The sequence below is a fragment of the Seongchinamella sediminis genome, from assembly GCF_003457605.1.
Lineage (GTDB): Bacteria > Pseudomonadota > Gammaproteobacteria > Pseudomonadales > Halieaceae > Halioglobus > Halioglobus sediminis.
This window is the reverse complement of sequence record NZ_QRAN01000001.1, coordinates 78,373-95,604: the sequence shown is the minus strand read 5'-3', so window position 1 is coordinate 95,604 and position 17,232 is coordinate 78,373. Positions and strand designations below refer to the sequence as shown.

At 60.7% G+C, this 17,232-nt stretch carries 15 protein-coding genes; 1 reads left to right on the top strand and 14 read right to left on the bottom strand.

Annotation, left to right across the window (positions count from 1 at the left end):
* The first annotated feature begins 4 nt into the window (after positions 1-4).
* Positions 5-1,360 (top strand): MATE family efflux transporter, encoded by a 1,356-nt coding sequence (locus DWB85_RS00340; RefSeq protein WP_162845945.1) that lies wholly within the window; start codon positions 5-7, stop codon positions 1,358-1,360.
* Here the strand turns inward: DWB85_RS00340 and DWB85_RS00335 are convergent.
* The 14 genes from DWB85_RS00335 to hrcA form a co-directional block, all read right to left on the bottom strand.
* The gene (locus DWB85_RS00335; RefSeq protein ID WP_117952007.1) at positions 1,357-2,064 is read right to left on the bottom strand and encodes a histidine phosphatase family protein; all 708 of its coding nucleotides are present in this window, start codon (positions 2,062-2,064) and stop codon (positions 1,357-1,359) included. The two genes, DWB85_RS00340 and DWB85_RS00335, sit on opposite strands and share 4 nt — an antisense overlap.
* On the bottom strand, positions 2,064-3,800 hold the full coding sequence (gene aceK / locus DWB85_RS00330) for a bifunctional isocitrate dehydrogenase kinase/phosphatase (protein ID WP_117952004.1): 1,737 nt from the start codon (positions 3,798-3,800) through the stop codon (positions 2,064-2,066). Before aceK ends, DWB85_RS00335 begins: the two co-directional genes overlap by 1 nt.
* A 12-nt stretch (positions 3,801-3,812) precedes the next feature.
* A complete protein-coding gene (locus DWB85_RS00325; RefSeq protein ID WP_117952001.1) occupies positions 3,813-4,604 on the bottom strand; it encodes an SDR family oxidoreductase in 792 nt (263 codons plus the stop codon).
* Positions 4,604-5,644: an LLM class F420-dependent oxidoreductase gene (locus DWB85_RS00320; protein WP_117951998.1), complete on the bottom strand. Its 1,041-nt coding sequence runs from the start codon at positions 5,642-5,644 to the stop codon at positions 4,604-4,606. The genes DWB85_RS00325 and DWB85_RS00320 overlap by 1 nt, the downstream gene beginning before the upstream one ends.
* Before the next feature lie 61 nt (positions 5,645-5,705).
* Entirely contained in the window at positions 5,706-6,842 is a 1,137-nt protein-coding gene (locus DWB85_RS00315; RefSeq protein WP_117951995.1) for an acyl-CoA dehydrogenase family protein, read from the bottom strand.
* Between the two features lie 19 nt (positions 6,843-6,861).
* Entirely contained in the window at positions 6,862-8,046 is a 1,185-nt protein-coding gene (locus DWB85_RS00310; RefSeq protein WP_117951992.1) for an acyl-CoA dehydrogenase family protein, read from the bottom strand.
* 143 nt (positions 8,047-8,189) lie between these two features.
* Complete coding sequence (locus DWB85_RS00305; RefSeq protein WP_117951990.1) at positions 8,190-9,212, bottom strand: glycosyltransferase family 2 protein; 1,023 nt, start codon at positions 9,210-9,212, stop codon at positions 8,190-8,192.
* 18 nt (positions 9,213-9,230) lie between these two features.
* Positions 9,231-10,085 carry a thioredoxin gene (gene trxA, locus DWB85_RS00300; protein WP_117951987.1) on the bottom strand — a complete coding sequence of 285 codons (855 nt, stop codon included), beginning with the start codon at positions 10,083-10,085 and terminating at the stop codon, positions 9,231-9,233.
* A gap of 11 nt (positions 10,086-10,096) precedes the next feature.
* Positions 10,097-10,906: a 4-hydroxy-tetrahydrodipicolinate reductase gene (dapB, locus tag DWB85_RS00295; protein WP_117951984.1), complete on the bottom strand. Its 810-nt coding sequence runs from the start codon at positions 10,904-10,906 to the stop codon at positions 10,097-10,099.
* Positions 10,903-12,039 (bottom strand): molecular chaperone DnaJ, encoded by a 1,137-nt coding sequence (gene dnaJ, locus DWB85_RS00290; protein ID WP_117951981.1) that lies wholly within the window; start codon positions 12,037-12,039, stop codon positions 10,903-10,905. Before dnaJ ends, dapB begins: the two co-directional genes overlap by 4 nt.
* A 270-nt stretch (positions 12,040-12,309) precedes the next feature.
* A complete protein-coding gene (gene dnaK / locus DWB85_RS00285; protein ID WP_117951978.1) occupies positions 12,310-14,235 on the bottom strand; it encodes a molecular chaperone DnaK in 1,926 nt (641 codons plus the stop codon).
* A 101-nt stretch (positions 14,236-14,336) separates the two neighbouring features.
* Positions 14,337-14,942: a nucleotide exchange factor GrpE gene (gene grpE / locus DWB85_RS00280; RefSeq protein ID WP_117951974.1), complete on the bottom strand. Its 606-nt coding sequence runs from the start codon at positions 14,940-14,942 to the stop codon at positions 14,337-14,339.
* A 169-nt stretch (positions 14,943-15,111) separates the two neighbouring features.
* Complete coding sequence (locus DWB85_RS00275) at positions 15,112-15,951, bottom strand: glycine-rich protein (RefSeq protein ID WP_162845944.1); 840 nt, start codon at positions 15,949-15,951, stop codon at positions 15,112-15,114.
* A gap of 221 nt (positions 15,952-16,172) precedes the next feature.
* Positions 16,173-17,207, bottom strand: coding sequence for a heat-inducible transcriptional repressor HrcA (gene hrcA, locus DWB85_RS00270; protein WP_117952439.1), 1,035 nt, complete (start codon positions 17,205-17,207; stop codon positions 16,173-16,175).
* Positions 17,208-17,232: the final 25 nt, after the last annotated feature.

Here is a 17,232-nt window from a genome sequence, read left to right as displayed (position 1 = left end):
CGCCGTGGATTCCGAGCAGCAACAGGTATCTTCCACCAGTCGCCGGGTATGGCAACTGGCATGGCCGACCATTCTTTCCAATCTGTTGTTTACCACCGTCGGCTTTACCCACATCAAGATCGTCTCCGGCCTGGGCAACAGCGCGGTCGCGGCGGTCACCAGCGGCCACCGCATCTTTTTCCTGGTGCAGGCCGTGTTGATGGGGGTCTCCATCGCCACGACAGCCATGGTAGCGCGCAACTGGGGCGCTAGAAAGCTGGCGGAGGCCGAACTTGTGGCGTGGACCTCTCTGGCCATCGGCCTGGCCGTGGCCATATTGCTCTCCATGCCGGTGATTTTCGCCCCGTTGGCGGTCGCCAGCGTGTTTGGCCTGGATGCCGAAACGACTCAACAGATTGCGAGTTTTATCTTCTGGCTGGGAGTATTCAATATATTCACTGCCATCAACATGCTGTTATCCACTGCCCTGCGGGCCACCGGCGATGTGATAACCCCGCTGCTGTTTCTCACCGCCAGCAGCCTGTTCAATGTTACGTTTGCCTACTGCCTGGCCCACGGCATTGGCTTTCTGCCAGCGTTGGGGGTACCCGGTGTCGCTTTTGGTGGCAGTCTTGCGGGGGCGATAGTTACCTCGGTATTCGCCGCCGTCTGGTGGCGTGGCAAGTTCAACATCAAGGCCGTAAAGCAGTGGCGAATCGACCTGGCATCGGCTCGTCAGCTGATCAGCATCGGCGCTCCCTCGGTACTGGAACAGGGGTTCATCCAAATCGCCTTCCTGGCGTTCTTTGCCATCGTCGCCCGCTACGGTACTGCGCCCTATGCCGCTTACGGCATCGGCATCAGTATCGTTGCTTTCTCCATCGTGGTGGGCTTCGGTTTCGGCATTGCGGCTGCAACCCTGGTGGGTCAACAACTGGGGGCCGGGAACCCCGAGCAGGCCAAGCAGGCCGGCTGGCGCGGTCTGCGCATGGCCCTGGCGGCGATGAGCCTGTTCTCCGTGCTGCTGGCCGTTTTCGCCCGCGACCTGGCGGGATTCATGATAGAAGATGAGGCGACCATCAACCTGACGGTCACCTTTATCTATATCATTGCTGTCGCCCAGCCGGTGATGGCGGTTGATATCACCCTGTCGGGTGCGTTGCGCGGCGCCGGCGATACCCGGTTTCCGCTGCTGGCCACGGTTTGCGGCATTGTGTTCGGCCGCCTGTTACCGGCGCTGGCCTGCCTGGCACTGGGGCTACCCATTGAGGCCGTGTTCACCGTCATGCTGCTGGATTACCTGATCAAGTCCAGCATGCTGCTGGTGCGCTATCGGTCCGGCAAATGGCTGGGCCTGAGGTCTGCCGGAGGCGGCACCTAACGGTAGCTTACCAGCCGTTCCCCATGCTCCTCGCCCAGCAATTGCAGGAAAGAACGGTCATTGAAATAGGACAGGGACACCTTCTCTCCGGAATAAAACAGCTGGGTCACGGAGCAGTTAAACACCGGCTCGTAAAACTGGTAGGTCTGGCTGCCGTCCAGGCCAAGGACATGGGCGACCAGGGTGGCGATAGTGCCACCGGAGGTAAAAATCGCCACTGTCTTGCCACTGCCCTCCCTACGCATTAGCTCGGCAAGCGCATCATGCACAGCCACTGAGTACTCCTCCCAGCTCTGGATACCGTGCGCGCTGCAATCATTGCTGACCCAGTAGTTGAATACCGCGTCGATCACTTTCTGGTACTGCTTGCTGTCAGTGAGGCCGTCCTCCAGCAAGCGCCTGAAGCGGTCGTCCTGCGCGGCGATCAGCGGCGCCAGTTTTTTTAGCTGTTCATCGTTATTGATTTCATTGAAACGGGCGTCGATGGTATGGGGAATATCCCCCGCCAGCTCGTTACAGGTGAGTTGGCAGGTTTCCCGCTGCCGCCAGAGGTCTCCGCTGTAGGCGGCGTCCAGCTTCACCCCGCTGCGGGCCAGGTACTGGCCTGTCTTTCTGGCCTGCAATTGCCCCAGGGGCGAAAGCTGGTCGTAATTGGCCGCGCCAAAAGACGCCTGGCCGTGTCGAATAATGTATATGGTAGCCATTAAACGGCTGCTCCCCTGTCAAATCTGAACTTGCGGCGATAGGGGAAGAAACTCTCCACATAGCCGCTGCGGACCTGCTCCTGCACGTTTTGCCAGAAGGAGGCCTGGTAAATGTCGCTGTGAATTTCGTCGAACACTTTTCGTGCCCGCTGGTTACCGGAAAAGAATAAAGGGAACTCTTCCGGAAAAATGTCATTGGGCCCCACCGAGTACCAGGGCTGGTTGGAGAATTCTTCCTCCTCGTTGCGCGGCGGCGGAATTTCCCTGAAGTTGCATTCCGTCAACAACTGGATCTCATCGTAGTCATAGAACACCACCCGCCCGTGGCGGGTAACGCCGAAGTTTTTCAGCAGCATATCACCGGGGAAAATATTGGCGGCGGCCAGCTGCTTGATGGCATTACCGTACTCATCCATCACATCGTGCAATTGCTCCTCGCTGCAATCCTGCAGATACAGGTTCAGCGGCGTCATCCGTCGCTCCACGTAAACGTGGCGGATAATCAACGCTGTGCCATGTTCCTCTATCTGTGACGGCGCCACCTTGTACAACTCCTCCATCAATTCGTCCGAGAACCGCTCCCGGGCGAAGGCCAGGTTGGTGAATTCCTGGGTGTCGGCCATGCGGCCCACCCGGTCCCAGCGTTTCACCAGCGCGTACTTCTCCTTGACCTGCTCACGCGTCATGTCCTTGGGCGGAGTGAACCTGTCCTTGATGATTTTGAACACAAAATCATAGGACGGCAGGGTAAACACCGTCATCACCATGCCCTTGATTCCCGGGGCAATGATGAATTTATCAGTGGTGCTGGTCATGTGCCGGTAGGCGCAGCGATGGTAATAGGTTTTACCGTGCTTGTTGTAGCCCATGGCACTGTAAATTTCGGAAATGGGCTTGGCCGGCATCAGTTGCTGCAGGAACAGCACATAGGCCGACGGTATACGCGCATCCACCAGGAAGTATGACCGGGTAAAACTGAATACCACGCTGAGCTTGTCGGCGCCAAACAGCACGGTATCCACATACACCGCGCCATTTTCGTTGTGCAACACCGGGAGCACGAATGGCATGGACGCATCGCCACTGACTATTCGCCCCACGATATAGGCACCCTTGTTGCGGAAAAAGTGGCGATCCAGCACCTCGAATCGCAGGTCCGGGGGTGACAGGTCGATTTCGTGCTGCAGGTAGGTACCCACCACCTTCATGATATTGCCCACGTCCCGCTGCAGGTTTTCATAGGGAATATCGAAGGCGTAGTCCTGCAACATCCGGGTCCAGATCGACTCAAGGGAGCCCTGCAGACTGTAGCTGCGGTAGACCGCACTGACATCCGCCGGCGGCATGTCGCCCTGTGGCGAAAACACAAACGCGTAGTCGTTGCGGATTTTGCGGTGCTTGAACACTGCGCAAAACACGGAGTTGTAAAAGGTTTCGGCGATCTCGAAATTGTTGTGGCCTGCAATCAGCCGGGTGTAAATCGGCCGCACGTCATGCCAGAAATCAAAACTCTTGAGATGCTCCCCGGCGATCAATTCAACATACTGGATGATCTCCGAAGTTTTCTTTTTGCGCAGTTCTATGCGCTGTTGCGAGGATTCCTGCAGGCCGTGCCAGTCCGCATTCTCGAAACGCGTCCTGGCGGCCAGGGTGATATTCTGGAACTCGGCAAAAAACGCCTCGAAACCATTGAGAATGGTTCGCGCAAATCGCTCCTTGCGTTGATCAGTAGCCACAGCGCAGGTGCTTCAGACAGACGGCACGCCCATCGTACGCCGCAGCTTGCGCATCCCGCTCAGCCAGCGGTCATAATCCTCGTGCTTGCGACGGCGATATTCCACCACTTCCTTGTGCGGTAGAATCAAAAAGCTCTCTTCTGCAAGACCCGCTACCACGGCATCAGCCACCGCTTCCGGGGTAAGCACCCCGTCGACGCCTGCCGTTCCGCCATCGCCACTGTCACCAATCATACGTGTAGCCACGGCCTGCGGGCAGAGCGCTGAGACCTTGATACCGTCGTCACCGTGGGTGATCGCCAGGGCCTCGGCAAAACCGATGGCCGCATGCTTGGTGGTAGAGTAGGCAGCGTCGCCTATCTGGTTGAGCAGCCCCGCGGCGGAAGCGGTGTTAAGAATGTAGCCGCTACCCCGCTCCAGCATGGCCGGAAGACAGGCGCGGGCGGCGTATACATGGGACATCACATGGATCTCCCACATCGCCTGCCAGGTTTCATTGGGCGCCGAGGTCGCCCACCAGGGTTCGCCGTCAAGGGCGATAATACCGGCGTTGCTGCAGAACAAGTCAATGGTGCCGTGCCCGGCCTGCACCGCGTCGACCATGGCCTGGATTGCAGATTCATCGCGCACGTCGACACCGTAGGCATCGCCGTCGATGGTTTGCGCCACGGCCCGGGCATTGCTTTCTTCCAGGTCGGCCACCACCACTTTGCGGGCGCCTTCCGCATGGAATCGCTCACACAGGGCGCGGCCTATGCCGTTGGCACCACCGGTGACGACGACCAGTTTCCCAGCCACATCCATCAGAGCAACTCCGCCGCGAACAGTTCCAGCACCTCGGGGTCGTGCACACCCAGTAACATGGTTCCCACATGCCCCTTCTTACCGGCCTCTTTCCAGGGCTGCAGGCGCTCGCGAATACGGTCCTTGGGACCAACCAGGGCAATCTCGTCTATCAATTGCCGCGGTATTTCGGCACAGGCCTCGGCCTGCTTGCCGGACAGGTACAGGTCCTGGATCTTGTCTGCCGCCTCGCCATAGCCCAGCCGGGTCGTATAATCGTGGTAGAAGTTCTTGCCCTTGGCTCCCATACCACCGATATAGAGGGCGAGCCAGGGCCGCAGTGAATCGAAGGCGGCATCGAGGTCATCGTTCATGGCCACGGAAACGAATGGCGCCACATCGAAATTATCCAGGCTTTTGCCATTTCCTGCCTTGGCAAACCCGGCTTCCAGATGCTCGCCAATAATGTCGAACTTGTTGGGATCCATCCACACCGGGAACACGCCGTTCGCCACCTCACCGGCGCAGCGCAGCCCCGCGGGGGTAATGGACGCGGTGTAAATGGGAATATCGGGACTGGCCTCCAGGATGGACTTGAGCGGCTTGCCCAGGCCGGTCGTGCCTTCGCCCTGGTTTGGCAACTGGTACAGCTTGCCGTCAAACTCCACCGGCCCCTGGCGCTCCATAATGGCACGCATGATCTTGATGTACTCCCGGGTACGCGTCACCGGCTTGCCGTAGGGTACGCCGTGCCAGCCTTCGACCACCTGTGGCCCGGAGGCCCCGAGACCAACGATAAAGCGACCGCCAGACAGCTGGTCCAGCGACATGGCGGTCATGGCTGCCATGGCCGGTGTGCGGGCGGGCATTTGCATGATCGCGGTGCCAACCCGGATCTTCTCCGTCTGCGCCAGCACCCAACTGGCGGCGGTCACGGCATCGTTACCGTAGGCTTCGGCGGTCCACACCGAGTCAAAGCCCAAAGATTCCGCATGTTTGATCAGATCCATGGGAATATTGATTTGCTTGCCGGAGTAGCCCAGCAGGAAGCCCAGTTTCATGTTATGTCTCCTGAAATCAGTGCCCGCCCCGGTTCAAGGCGACGGGCCATTGGATGGTAGCCTAGTTATAGCGTACTGCGTTGAATTTCGCCTGATGATAATCGCCATTACCAAAGGTGGTGTTAATCATCATCAGGCGCTTGGCATAGTGGCCGATGTCCAGATCATCGGTAATACCCATGCCGCCGTGCAGCTGAATGGCCTCGCCAGAAATGTGCCTGCCGGCCTTGTCGATCATCACCCGCAGGGCATGGATGACCTGGACCTCATCCTCGGCGTCATCAGTAAGCGCACACACGGCACGGTACAACAGCGACCTGGCCTGCTCGTAGCCGATGAAGGTATCGACCATGCGGTGCTGCAGAGCCTGGAACTTGCCCAGCGCCACGCCAAACTGCTCGCGGGTTCGGGTATATTCCACCGTTTTGCTGTTGAGCTGGGCCATAATGCCCAGCGCCTCGGCAGCCAGGGCGACGTTGGCGTCCATCACCACCGCGTTCATCAAGGCAAGGCCCTTGTCCAGCTCGCCCACCAGACTGCCGGCGTCCACCTTAACATTCTTCAACTGGACATTGGCCGCCACCTGGCCATCCATCATGCGGTAGCTGATTCGCTCCACGCCATCAGCATCGGCGGGTACCAGGAACAGGCTGATACCAGAGTCGTCGCCCTGCTCGCCACTAGTGCGGGCGGAGACAATCAGTTGGTCGGCGCTGGCGCCGTTGAACACCACGACCTTCTCGCCGCTGAGGACGTAACCGCCGTCGCTGGCACTGGCAGTGGTTTTCACGTCGGCCAGTTCATAACGGCTCTGGCGCTCCAGGTACGCGAACGCACCCAGGCTGGAGCCGTCGATAATAGCCGGGATGTGCCTGGCCTGCTGCTCGGCACTGCCGCCTTTCTGCAGCAGACCGCCGTAGAGCAGCACAGTGGCAAGATAGGGTTCAAGCACCAGGCCTTTGCCCAGTTCCTCCATCACCAGCATTACGTCAACGGCACCGCCGCCAAAGCCACCATGCTCCTCGGCGAAGGGAATCGACAGCCAGCCCAGGTCGGCAAAGGTCTGCCACCGGGCGCGGTCCATGCCCTCATCGGAGCTGGCAATTGCCACCCGCGTGTCCCAGTCATAGTCGTCCTGCACGTACCGGGCAACGCTGTCGCGCAACATGACCTGTTCTTCGGTAAAGTCAAAGTTCATTTGTCAGTTCTCCCTGGTATTACAGGCCGAGCACGGCCTTGGCAATGATGTTGCGCTGGACTTCATTGGAGCCGCCATAAATGGTGGCAGCGCGCCCGTACATGTAGCTCTTGAATGCCCGTGGGCCCAGTGAGTTGCCCAGCACCTCAGGCTCGGGGCCTCCTGGCAACACGCCCTGGAAGTAGGCGGCCACGTCCATAGTCAGCTCCTGCACCTGCTGCTGGACCTCGGTACCCTTGATCTTCAGCAGTGAGGATTCAGCACCCGGCGCGCCACCGGAAGCCACCGAAGCGAGCACCCGGAGTTCGGTGAATTCCAACGCCATCAGTTCGATTTCCAGGTCGGACAGGCGCTTCTGGAACAGGGGCTCGTCAATCAGGCGGGTACCGCGGTTAACCTCGGCACTGGCGTACTGCTTGATGATTTCCACCCCGCGTTTGGAGTCTGCCACGCCCGCAATCGCCGTGCGTTCATGCGCCAGCAGGGCCTTGGCGTAGGTCCAGCCCTTGTTTTCCTCGCCGATGCGATTAACCACCGGCACCCGCACGTCGTTGAACTCGACTTCGTTAAGGCTGTGGTGAGCATCAATTGAAACGATGGGGTTGATCTTGATCCCCGGTGTGCTCATATCAATCAGCAGGAAGCTGATCCCCTCCTGCTGCTTGCCCTCGGTGCTGGTGCGCACCAGGCAGAAAATCCAGTCGGCAAACTGGGCATAGCTGGTCCATATCTTGGCCCCGTTAACCACGTATTCATCGCCGTCACGCACCGCCCTGGTCTTCAGGGAGGCGAGATCAGAGCCAGCGCCCGGCTCGGAGTAGCCCTGGCACCACCACTCATCACTGCGGAGAATCGTCGGCAGGAAACGCTCTTTTTGCGCGTCAGTACCAAAGGTATAAATCACCGGGCCGACCATTTTCAGGCCGAAAGGGATGACATCGCGGATGCCGCGGCTGGAGCGCTCACTTTCATAAATAAAGGCCCTGGTGGCATCCCAGCCGGTGCCGCCGTATTCAGTGGGCCAGCCGGGGGCTATCCATCCGCGCTCGTACAGGCGCTTCTGCCACTCGATAATGGCTGGCTTGAAGATGTCGGGATCAGGGCTGGACAGGCGCGCTTCGATATCCTCGTCATAGGCGCTGTCAAAAAACTCTGCTACTTCATCGCGAAAGGCGATGTCTTCCGGGGCAAACCTGGTATCCACTGCTTGACCTCCTATTGCGCTCAAGTGGTTTTGGCTTCGGCGGATCCGGGAAGCCGGCAGGTACCCTAGCCCGGCCAGCCGGGGCAGGCAATGTTGACAGCTCTCACCAAAATTGACCGCAGCGCACTATCCGGCGGTCGCTTTCAGCTTCTGTCTTCCTGCTCGCGCAGGTAGCGAATATTGTGCTCCAGCCGGATTCGCATCTGCGGGTCGGTGATTCCCCGCGCGATGGCCTCCTCCAGCAGATCCGCGGCAAAACCGAAGCGCCCTTTTTTAACCGCCAGGTTGGCCAGGTTGTTGCCGAGATTGGCGCTGCGGTAGCCGCTCTCATAAAGTGCCAGGTAGATCTCGTAGGCACTGTCAATTTCGCCCAGCCGATAGTGAGTCTCGGCAATGCGCTCCCGGTTGTCCTCAACCCGGTAACCGAGTTCCACCGCTTTTTGCAGGTAGGAGATGCCCTTGCGCAGATCGTCCACATAGTAAAGGCAAATCGTCCCCGCGGCGGTCCACAGCCGGCCGTCATCTTCTGCGTCCAGATCCTGCTCAATAATACGCAGGTAATTGAGCTGGCGATCAACCTTCATCTTGGACGGATCTTCGTCCATGTGGTGATGAATGGGTATATCGAGTACTTCCCAGCTTCCCGGGGCCAGGGAGCGGTCTATGACTTCATGCACCCGCCCCTGGTAGCGAATGTCCTTGCGGTTGCGAAACAGCCGGGCGATCGGGTTGGGGCGATAACCCGCGTAGTGGCGGGAGTAGGCGGTTCTGGCGACGAGCGGGACCCAGTCCCGGTCCAGGGGCTCCACGCTGTAGTTGTACTGGGTCAGGAAGAAAGCATCCCTGTCGGTAGCTGCAATCAGCGCGCGAAGGCGCTGCCAGTCTTCCGGGGCGATGACTTCGTCGGCATCGAGAACGATAATCCAGTCGCCCGGGGCCTGGTCCAGAGCGTGGTTACGGGCCGCGGCAAAGTCGTCCCGCCACTGGAAGTCGAATAGCCTGGTGGTAAATTCGCGGGCGATAGCGGGGGTATCATCGGTGGACCCGGTGTCCACCACCACGATGTCGTCCACATGAGGCGCCGCCTGGCTCAGGCAGTCACGCAGGAAGAAGGCCTCATTCCTGACGATCATGCACAGGGAAAGCGAGGACCCTTTGACTGGCATCAGGCGGCCGGTGGAGGATCAGTAAAGCAGGCTGTACAGTTTGCGCTGATACTCAGCAGCCAGGGGATCGCCCTTGCCGAGACTGGCGATGCTGTCGAGCAATGCCTTTTTGGTGGCGCCATCGCCGTGGTCCAGGTCCTTGCGCAGGATGGTCACCAGGTACTCCATGGCGTCCCTGAACTGGCCGGCGTTGGTAAACTGTACCGCCAGCTGGTGCATCAGGTCCAGGTTCTCCGGGTCCTCTGCCAGCTGTTTTTCCAGGGCCTCGATCTCGGGCGACCTGGCGGCCTCGCGCTTTATCTCCAGCTGCGCCCGCAACTGCTCGTAGGCGGCGTCCTGGTCGGCCATGCGCACCCCATCCAGCAGGCTTTGTGCCTCGTCCAGGCGCATACACTCGATTAACGCCTGGGCATAGGGAAGCGTGATCTCGTGCAATTGCCCGGATTCTTCCCAGGCCTGGCGCAGCGGCGTCAGGGCGCGGGCAAAGTCACCCTCGTCCATGGCCTCGCGGGCGAGTTGCAGCAGCCCGTCCCAGGGCTTGGGCAGGTACTTGCCCAGCATCGCCCGCACCTCCTGTTCCGACTGCGCGCCGGCGAAGCCGTCCACCGGCTGACCGTCCTTGATCACCATTACTGTGGGCAGGGAGCGGACACCGAACTGCTGGGTAATCATGCCCTGCTCATCGGCATTGACCTTGGCCAGCAGGAAAGCGCCGGCGTATTCGGTGGCGATTTTCTCCAGCACCGGCATCAACACCTTGCAGGGCTCGCACCAGTCCGCCCAGAAGTCCACCACCACCGGGCGCTTGTGGGACTCCTCGATCAGCAGGGCTGCGGCATTGGTCTCATCGATGTTGACGATATGTTCACTCACGGGAATTCTCCTTACTTGAGGCCGAGCACGTCCTGCATGTCGTAGAGGCCCGCACCCTGGCCGTGTAGCCAGCCGGCAGCCCGCACAGCACCGCGGGCAAAGGACATCCGGCTGGAAGCCTTGTGGGTAATTTCCACCCGCTCACCCTCGGCGGCGAATGTTACCGTATGGTCACCGACGATATCGCCGGCGCGAACCGTGGCAAAGCCAATGGTTTCCCGCTCGCGGGCACCGGTCTGCCCTTCCCGGCCGTACACAGCGACCTTGTCCAGGTCACGGCCCAGTGCATCCGCCACCACCTGGCCCATGCTCAGGGCAGTCCCGGAGGGGGCGTCAATCTTGTGCCGGTGATGGGCCTCGTAGACTTCGATGTCGACATCGTCACCCAGTACACGCGCCGCCATGTCCAGTAACTTGAAGCAGACATTGACCCCGGTGCTGAAGTTGGAGGCCTTGCAGATGGCGGTGGTTTCGGCAGCGGCCTCTATCTCTGCCTGCTGTTCGGCGGTAAAGCCGGTGGTACCGATTACCATGGCGACACGGTGCCCGGCGCAAAGCGCCACATTGGCGAGGGTAGCGGCGGGGACGGTGAAGTCTATCAGCACATCGATATCGCCAATCACCTCTTCCAAAGAGCCGACCACGGTAATGCCGTTGCTGCCCAGGCCCGCCAGTTCACCGGCATCGGCCCCTACCAGGCTGCTCTCCGGTCGTTCGATGGCGGCAGCCAGCTGCAGCGCATCGCCCGCCAGGTCGATGGCCTCGATCAGGGTGCGGCCCATGCGGCCGGCGGCACCGGTGATTCCTATGCGCGCGCTCATGATGTCATGTCGTCAAAAAAGCTCTTCACGCCCTCAAACCAGTTGTGCTGGCGAGGTGACTGGCGTTTGCCATCCTCGCCCAGCGTCTCCCGGAATTCTTCCAGCAGTTCCTTCTGGCGCTTGCTCAGGTTGACCGGAGTTTCCACCACCGCCCGACACAGCAGGTCGCCCACGCTGCCGCCACGCACCGGTTTCACCCCCTTGCCACGCAACCGGAACAGCTTGCCAGTCTGGGTTTCCGGCGGAATCTTCAGATTCACCCTGCCGTCCAGCGTCGGCACTTCCAGTTCACCGCCGAGAGCGGCATCCACGAAGGTGATCGGTACTTCGCAGTACAGGTGCTTACCGTCGCGCTCAAAGATAGGATGCTGTTTGACCGACATCTGGACAAACAGGTCGCCGGCGGGCCCGCCGTGGGGGCCGGCCTCACCCTCACCGGAAAGACGGATCCGGTCACCGGTATCCACCCCCGGGGGCACCTTGACCGAGAGCGTGCGGGTTTTTTCCACCCGCCCCTGGCCATGACAGGTATGACAGGGGTCGGAAATAGTCTGACCCTGACCACGACAGGAGGGGCAGGTCTGCTGCACCTGGAACAGACCCTGCTGCATGCGCACCTGGCCGGCACCGCCGCAGGTAGAGCAGGTCACCGGACTGGAGCCCTTCTTGGCGCCGGATCCGTGACAGGTATCACAGGCAGACAGGCTGGGCACGCGGATTTCCACGGTAGTGCCGCGGACCGCGTCTTCCAGGGAAATGTCCAGGGTGTAGCGCAGATCTGATCCGCGCTGGGGCCCGCCGCGGCCGCGACCGCCGCCGCCGCCACCGAAAATATCGCCAAACACGTCGCCGAAAATGTCGCTGAAGCTGCCGGCGCCAAAGCCACCGGCACCGCCACCCATATTCGGGTCCACGCCGGCGTGACCAAACTGGTCATAGGCCGAGCGCTTCTCGCTGTCCATCAGGACATCGTAGGCCTCGGTCGCCTCCTTGAACTTCTCGTCGGCATCGGGATCATCGGGATTCCGGTCCGGGTGGTACTTCATCGCCACCCGCCGGTAGGCCTTCTTGATATCCTTGCCGTCGGCGTTCTTGTCGACACCGAGGACTTCGTAGTAGTCGCGTTTTGACATAAATCGTCCAGCGTTTTCTGTATCGCTTTAAACCGTCGGTCCCCACAGCAGGGGATCGACAGTTCTTCCTAAACCGTTGCGTCCTGAAGCAGCAAACCAGCAGGCCTCTCTAAACGTCATTCCCGCGCAGGCGGGAATCCAGCATCCAGTGAGGCTCGGGGCCCAACTCTGCCTGGATCCCCGCCTGCGCGGGAATGACGATATTGCTCGAAGCTGGAGCAAGCGGCCTGCCTTCTCGCCCTGCCGGTGTCAGCAGGCCACAAGACCCTGTTACTTCTTGTCGTCCTTCACTTCTTCAAACTCGGCGTCGACCACATCGTCGCCAGCGGCAGAGTCGGACTCACCGCCATCGGCGCCCGCCGCCTGGGCCTGCTCGGCCTGGGCCGCATACATCTTCTGGGCCACGGGACCGGTCGCCTCGGTGAGCTTGGTGGCCGCCGCGTCAATGGCGTCCTTGTCCTCGCCCTTGAGCGCCTCTTCCGCTTCCGCGATGGCGGTCTCAATGGCCGCTTTCTCATCGTCGGTAGCGTGCTCGCCCGCTTCCTCGACGGTGTTCCGGGCCGCGTGCACCAGCCCCTCACAGGTGTTGCGGGCGGTAATCAGTTCCTCGAACCGGGCATCGGCCTCGGCATTGGCCTCGGCGTCGGCCACCATTTTCTCGATGTCCTCATCCGACAGACCACCGGAGGCAGTGATGCGAATCGACTGCTCCTTGCCGGTCGCCTTGTCCTTGGCGGACACGTGCAGGATACCGTTGGCATCCAGGTCGAAAGTGACCTCGATCTGCGGCATACCGCGCTGGGCCGGCGGGATGTCGGCCAGGTCAAATCGACCCAGTGACTTGTTACCGGAGGCCTGCTTGCGCTCACCCTGGACCACGTGAATGGTCACGGCGGTCTGGTTGTCTTCCGCGGTGGAGAAGATCTGCGACTTCTTGGTGGGGATCGTCGTATTCTTCTCGATCAGCGGGGTCGCCACGCCGCCCATGGTCTCGATGCCCAGGGTCAGCGGAGTCACGTCCAGCAGCAGTACATCTTTCACGTCGCCGGACAGCACCGCGCCCTGGATAGATGCACCCATGGCCACGGCTTCATCGGGGTTGACGTCCTTGCGCGGCTCCTTGCCAAAGTAATCGGCAACCTTGCCCTGTACCAGCGGCATGCGGGTCTGGCCGCCCACCAGGATGACATCGTCGATCTCGGAAGGAGACAGGCCGGCGTCCTTGAGGGCGATTTTCACCGGCTCCATGGAACGCTTGACCAGTTCCTCGACCAGGGATTCCAGTTTGGAACGACTCAGCTTCACTACCAGGTGCTTGGGACCAGAGGCGTCTGCGGTGATGTAAGGCAGGTTGACTTCGGTCTGCTGTGAGGTAGACAGCTCGATCTTGGCCTTCTCGGCAGCTTCCTTCAGGCGCTGCAGGGCCAGCGGATCATTGTGCAGGTCGATACCGCTCTCTTTCTTGAACTCCGCCGCCAGGTACTCGATCAGGCGCAGGTCAAAGTCCTCGCCACCGAGGAAGGTGTCACCATTGGTAGACAGCACCTCGAACTGGTGCTCGCCATCCACCTCGGCGATCTCGATGATAGAGATATCGAAGGTACCGCCACCCAGGTCGTATACCGCCACGGTGCGGTCGCCCTTGGCCTTGTCCATGCCGTAGGCCAGCGCGGCCGCGGTGGGCTCGTTAATGATCCGTTTGACGTCCAGGCCAGCGATCTTGCCGGCGTCCTTGGTGGCCTGACGCTGGGAGTCGTTGAAGTAGGCCGGTACGGTGATTACCGCTTCGGTTACCGGCTCGCCCAGAAATTCCTCGGCGGTTTTCTTCATCTTGCGCAGCACTTCGGCAGACACCTGCGGGGGCGCCATTTTCTCGCCCCTGGCCTCTACCCAGGCGTCGCCGTTATCGGCTTCAATGATTTTGTAGGGGACCATGCTGATGTCTTTCTGCACCACATCGTCCTTGAACTTGCGGCCGATCAGGCGCTTCACCGCAAACAGGGTATTGTGCGGATTGGTCACCGCCTGGCGCTTGGCGCTCTGGCCAACCAGGATTTCACCGTCATCGGTGTAACCCACCACAGACGGCGTAGTGCGATCACCCTCGGCGTTTTCGATAACGCGGGGCTTGTCGCCATCCAGTACGGATACACACGAGTTAGTGGTACCCAGGTCGATTCCTATAATCTTGCCCATTTGTTGTCTCCAGTCTTTCTGGCGCCCGTGGCGCCGCTTTCAGTTTCGATGTTCTGTATTTGGGGTCAATCTGGCCTGATTCAACCCCTTTTATGGCGTAACTAGCCGCCCTTGCTCACCATCACCATCGCCGGGCGAATCAGGCGCCCGTTGAGGGTGTAGCCTTTCTGCATCACTGCAATCACCGTATTGGGTTCAACCTCGCTGTTCTCCACCATGCTCATGGCCTGGTGCAGGTTGGGATCGAAGGGCTCGCCGGCCGGGTCGACCATCTCGATATTCTGTTTGCCCAGCGCGTCCAGGAAGCTTTTCAGGGTCAGCTCCACGCCCTCGGCAATGGGCTTGATGGCCTCATCGTCCCCGGCCGCTGATTCCAGCGCCCGTTCCAGGTTGTCCACCACCGGCAGCAATTCGCCGGCAAAGCGCTCGAGGGCGAACTTGCGGGCCTTTTCCACATCCTGCTCTGCACGGCGCTTGACGTTCTGGGCGTCGGCCTGGGCGCGCAGGGCCGCATCACGGGCGGCAGCCAGGTCATCCTGCAGGCGGCTGACTTCCTCCTCCAGCGAGGGTTCTTCAGCCGACTCCGGGGCGGCCTCGGCGGCGTCTGCCACCCCGGCCTCCTCGGCAGTTTCCACCTGGGCCTCAGGACTCTCGGTTTCCGCCTCCCGGGGCTCGATTTCGGGTTGTTTCGGGTCTTGCTCGGCCACGTTTTTACTCCGTATGGTTGCGCACACATCAACTCTGCTTGGAGATTGGGGACGGACCGGCGAATTTCAAGACCAAATGGCCCAATACACGGACAAATTACTCCGGATCAACAAACGCTCAAAAAAAACCCCGCGATTGCGGGGTCTGGATCTACAGGAAATAACGCTGTCAATCCAACCTGCGACGCACTCCTATCAGGCCCGCTGCCAGCATCAGTGATACGAGACAGAAACTCGCCCATGCAGAAATCGCGGGTACCGGCCTGGCGTTATCCACCGCGTTGGGATTGGCGTCGATGACATAGGTGATAACCACGCTGCCGTGGCCGGATCGCTGACCGGCAGCCGTTGACCCACCGCTCACGCCGCCGATGTATGACGAACCACCGCCACCACCCGCAGCATAAGCAGATCCACCGCCGTAGTAACCACCGCCGCCACCGGCGATATGATACGCTGCATTACTGCCCCCGAGCCCCAAGGCTCCCGCTGTACCCGGTGAAGATCCTGCAGCGCCGCCGGCCACCTGACTGCCACCGCCTGCGGGAGTCCAGTTGTTACCAGCAGTACCATCAGCGCCAACCAGACCGCCTCCGTCACCGCCAGCTCCGTGCTGGGGGCAGCCGCCGTTTCCACCACCGCCACCGCCAGCTACAAGCACTCGATCAGCCAGGGTGGAACCACCAACACGCACGTCACTGGCGCCACCCCCGCCCGCTCCATAACGACCGCCATCACCACCGCCATTGAAACCACCGGGCTGGCCACTCACCGGACCGGGATCCCCAGGAAAGCCGCCGACATAGATCTCCAGAGTCTGTCCTTCTGTAACCGCCAGCGTGCCGGTCGCATAACCACCCAGGCCGCCATCATTTTCGTTTACGTCGCTGCAGTCGTATGCACCTCCCCCCTCGGCGCCCCAGGCTTCCAGCGAAACTTCGGTAACACCTGCGGGAACCACCCAGGTTTGCACGGCCCCGGTATGATCAAAAGTTTCGGTAACCGCCATTGAAACTGATGCAAATCCGGCCAGAGCCAGACCTGTAACAAACTTGCGAAGCATGCTTCTATTCCCCTATTTCCCCAAAAATGTCGTTATAACCCTAAAACCTAAAACGCCCTTATTATTGGCAGGGACATTTTTTCAGATAATTCCTCGAGCTTCCACCGCTAAAAGGTTAGCTTTTGCTAAAATCTGGCGGGAGCTTTTTGGGGCGCTGCACAGAATAGCTACTTACCCAGGGCTGAACTGAGCATTTTAGCGGTCACATCCACTATCGGGATCACCCGCTCGTAGGCCATCCGGGTCGGTCCGATCACCCCCAGCACCCCCAGAGCGCGGACGCCGTCGCCGTAGGGCGCGGTGATCACCGAGTAGTCGCCAAACACTTCGTAGCCGGCCTCTTCGCCAATGAACACCTGCACTCCCTGGGCCCGGGTACAGCGCTCCAGCAGGTGCAGCAGGTCCTTCTTCTGCTCGAAGGCGTCGAACAGCTCCCGCAGTTTGTCCATTTCATCGGCAGTGGCGCTGTTCAACAGGCGGGACTCGCCGGCTACCACGTACTCATCCTCGCCGGGCTCCTGGTCCAGGGCCTGGTTGGCCAGGTCCAGGGTGGCCTGCATGTAGCTGTCGATCTGGCTGCGCGCCTCCTGCATCTCGCGCAGGATCTGCTCCTGCACCTCCTGCAGCGGCCGGCCCGCGAAGCGCTGGTTGACCATCGCCGCGGCCTCGCGCAGTTGCTCCTCGCTAAAGGGCCGCTGGGTGTGGATGATGCGGTTTTGCACCTCCCGCTCGTTGATCACCAGGATCACCAGCACCCGGTCACCGGAGAGGGGCAGGAACTCCACCTGGCGTAGCTGACCCGCCTCCTGCCGGGGCACGGTCACCAGACCCGCCTGGGCGGTGATACTGGACAACAGCGACGACGCGCTCTGCACCAGTTCGGTCGCCGATTTGTCCGGGTTCAGCTGGTCGCGCAACACCGATATCGCCTCCCGTTCCAGCGGCCGGACCTGCAGCAGGGAGTCGACGAACAGGCGATAGCCCATGGCGGTGGGGATGCGCCCGGCCGAGGTGTGGGGCGAAACCACCAGGCCGCGCTCTTCCAGGTCGGACATGACATTGCGGATAGTGGCAGCGCTCACCGGCAGGCCGGCCTCCTCCAGCAGGGTGCGGGAACCAACCGGCTGGCCGTCACGTATATGCCGTTCAACCAGGGTCTTCAGCAGCACCCTGGCCCGTTCTGAAATCACACTATTGGTCATGCGTACCTGCATCTGTTGCTGCCAC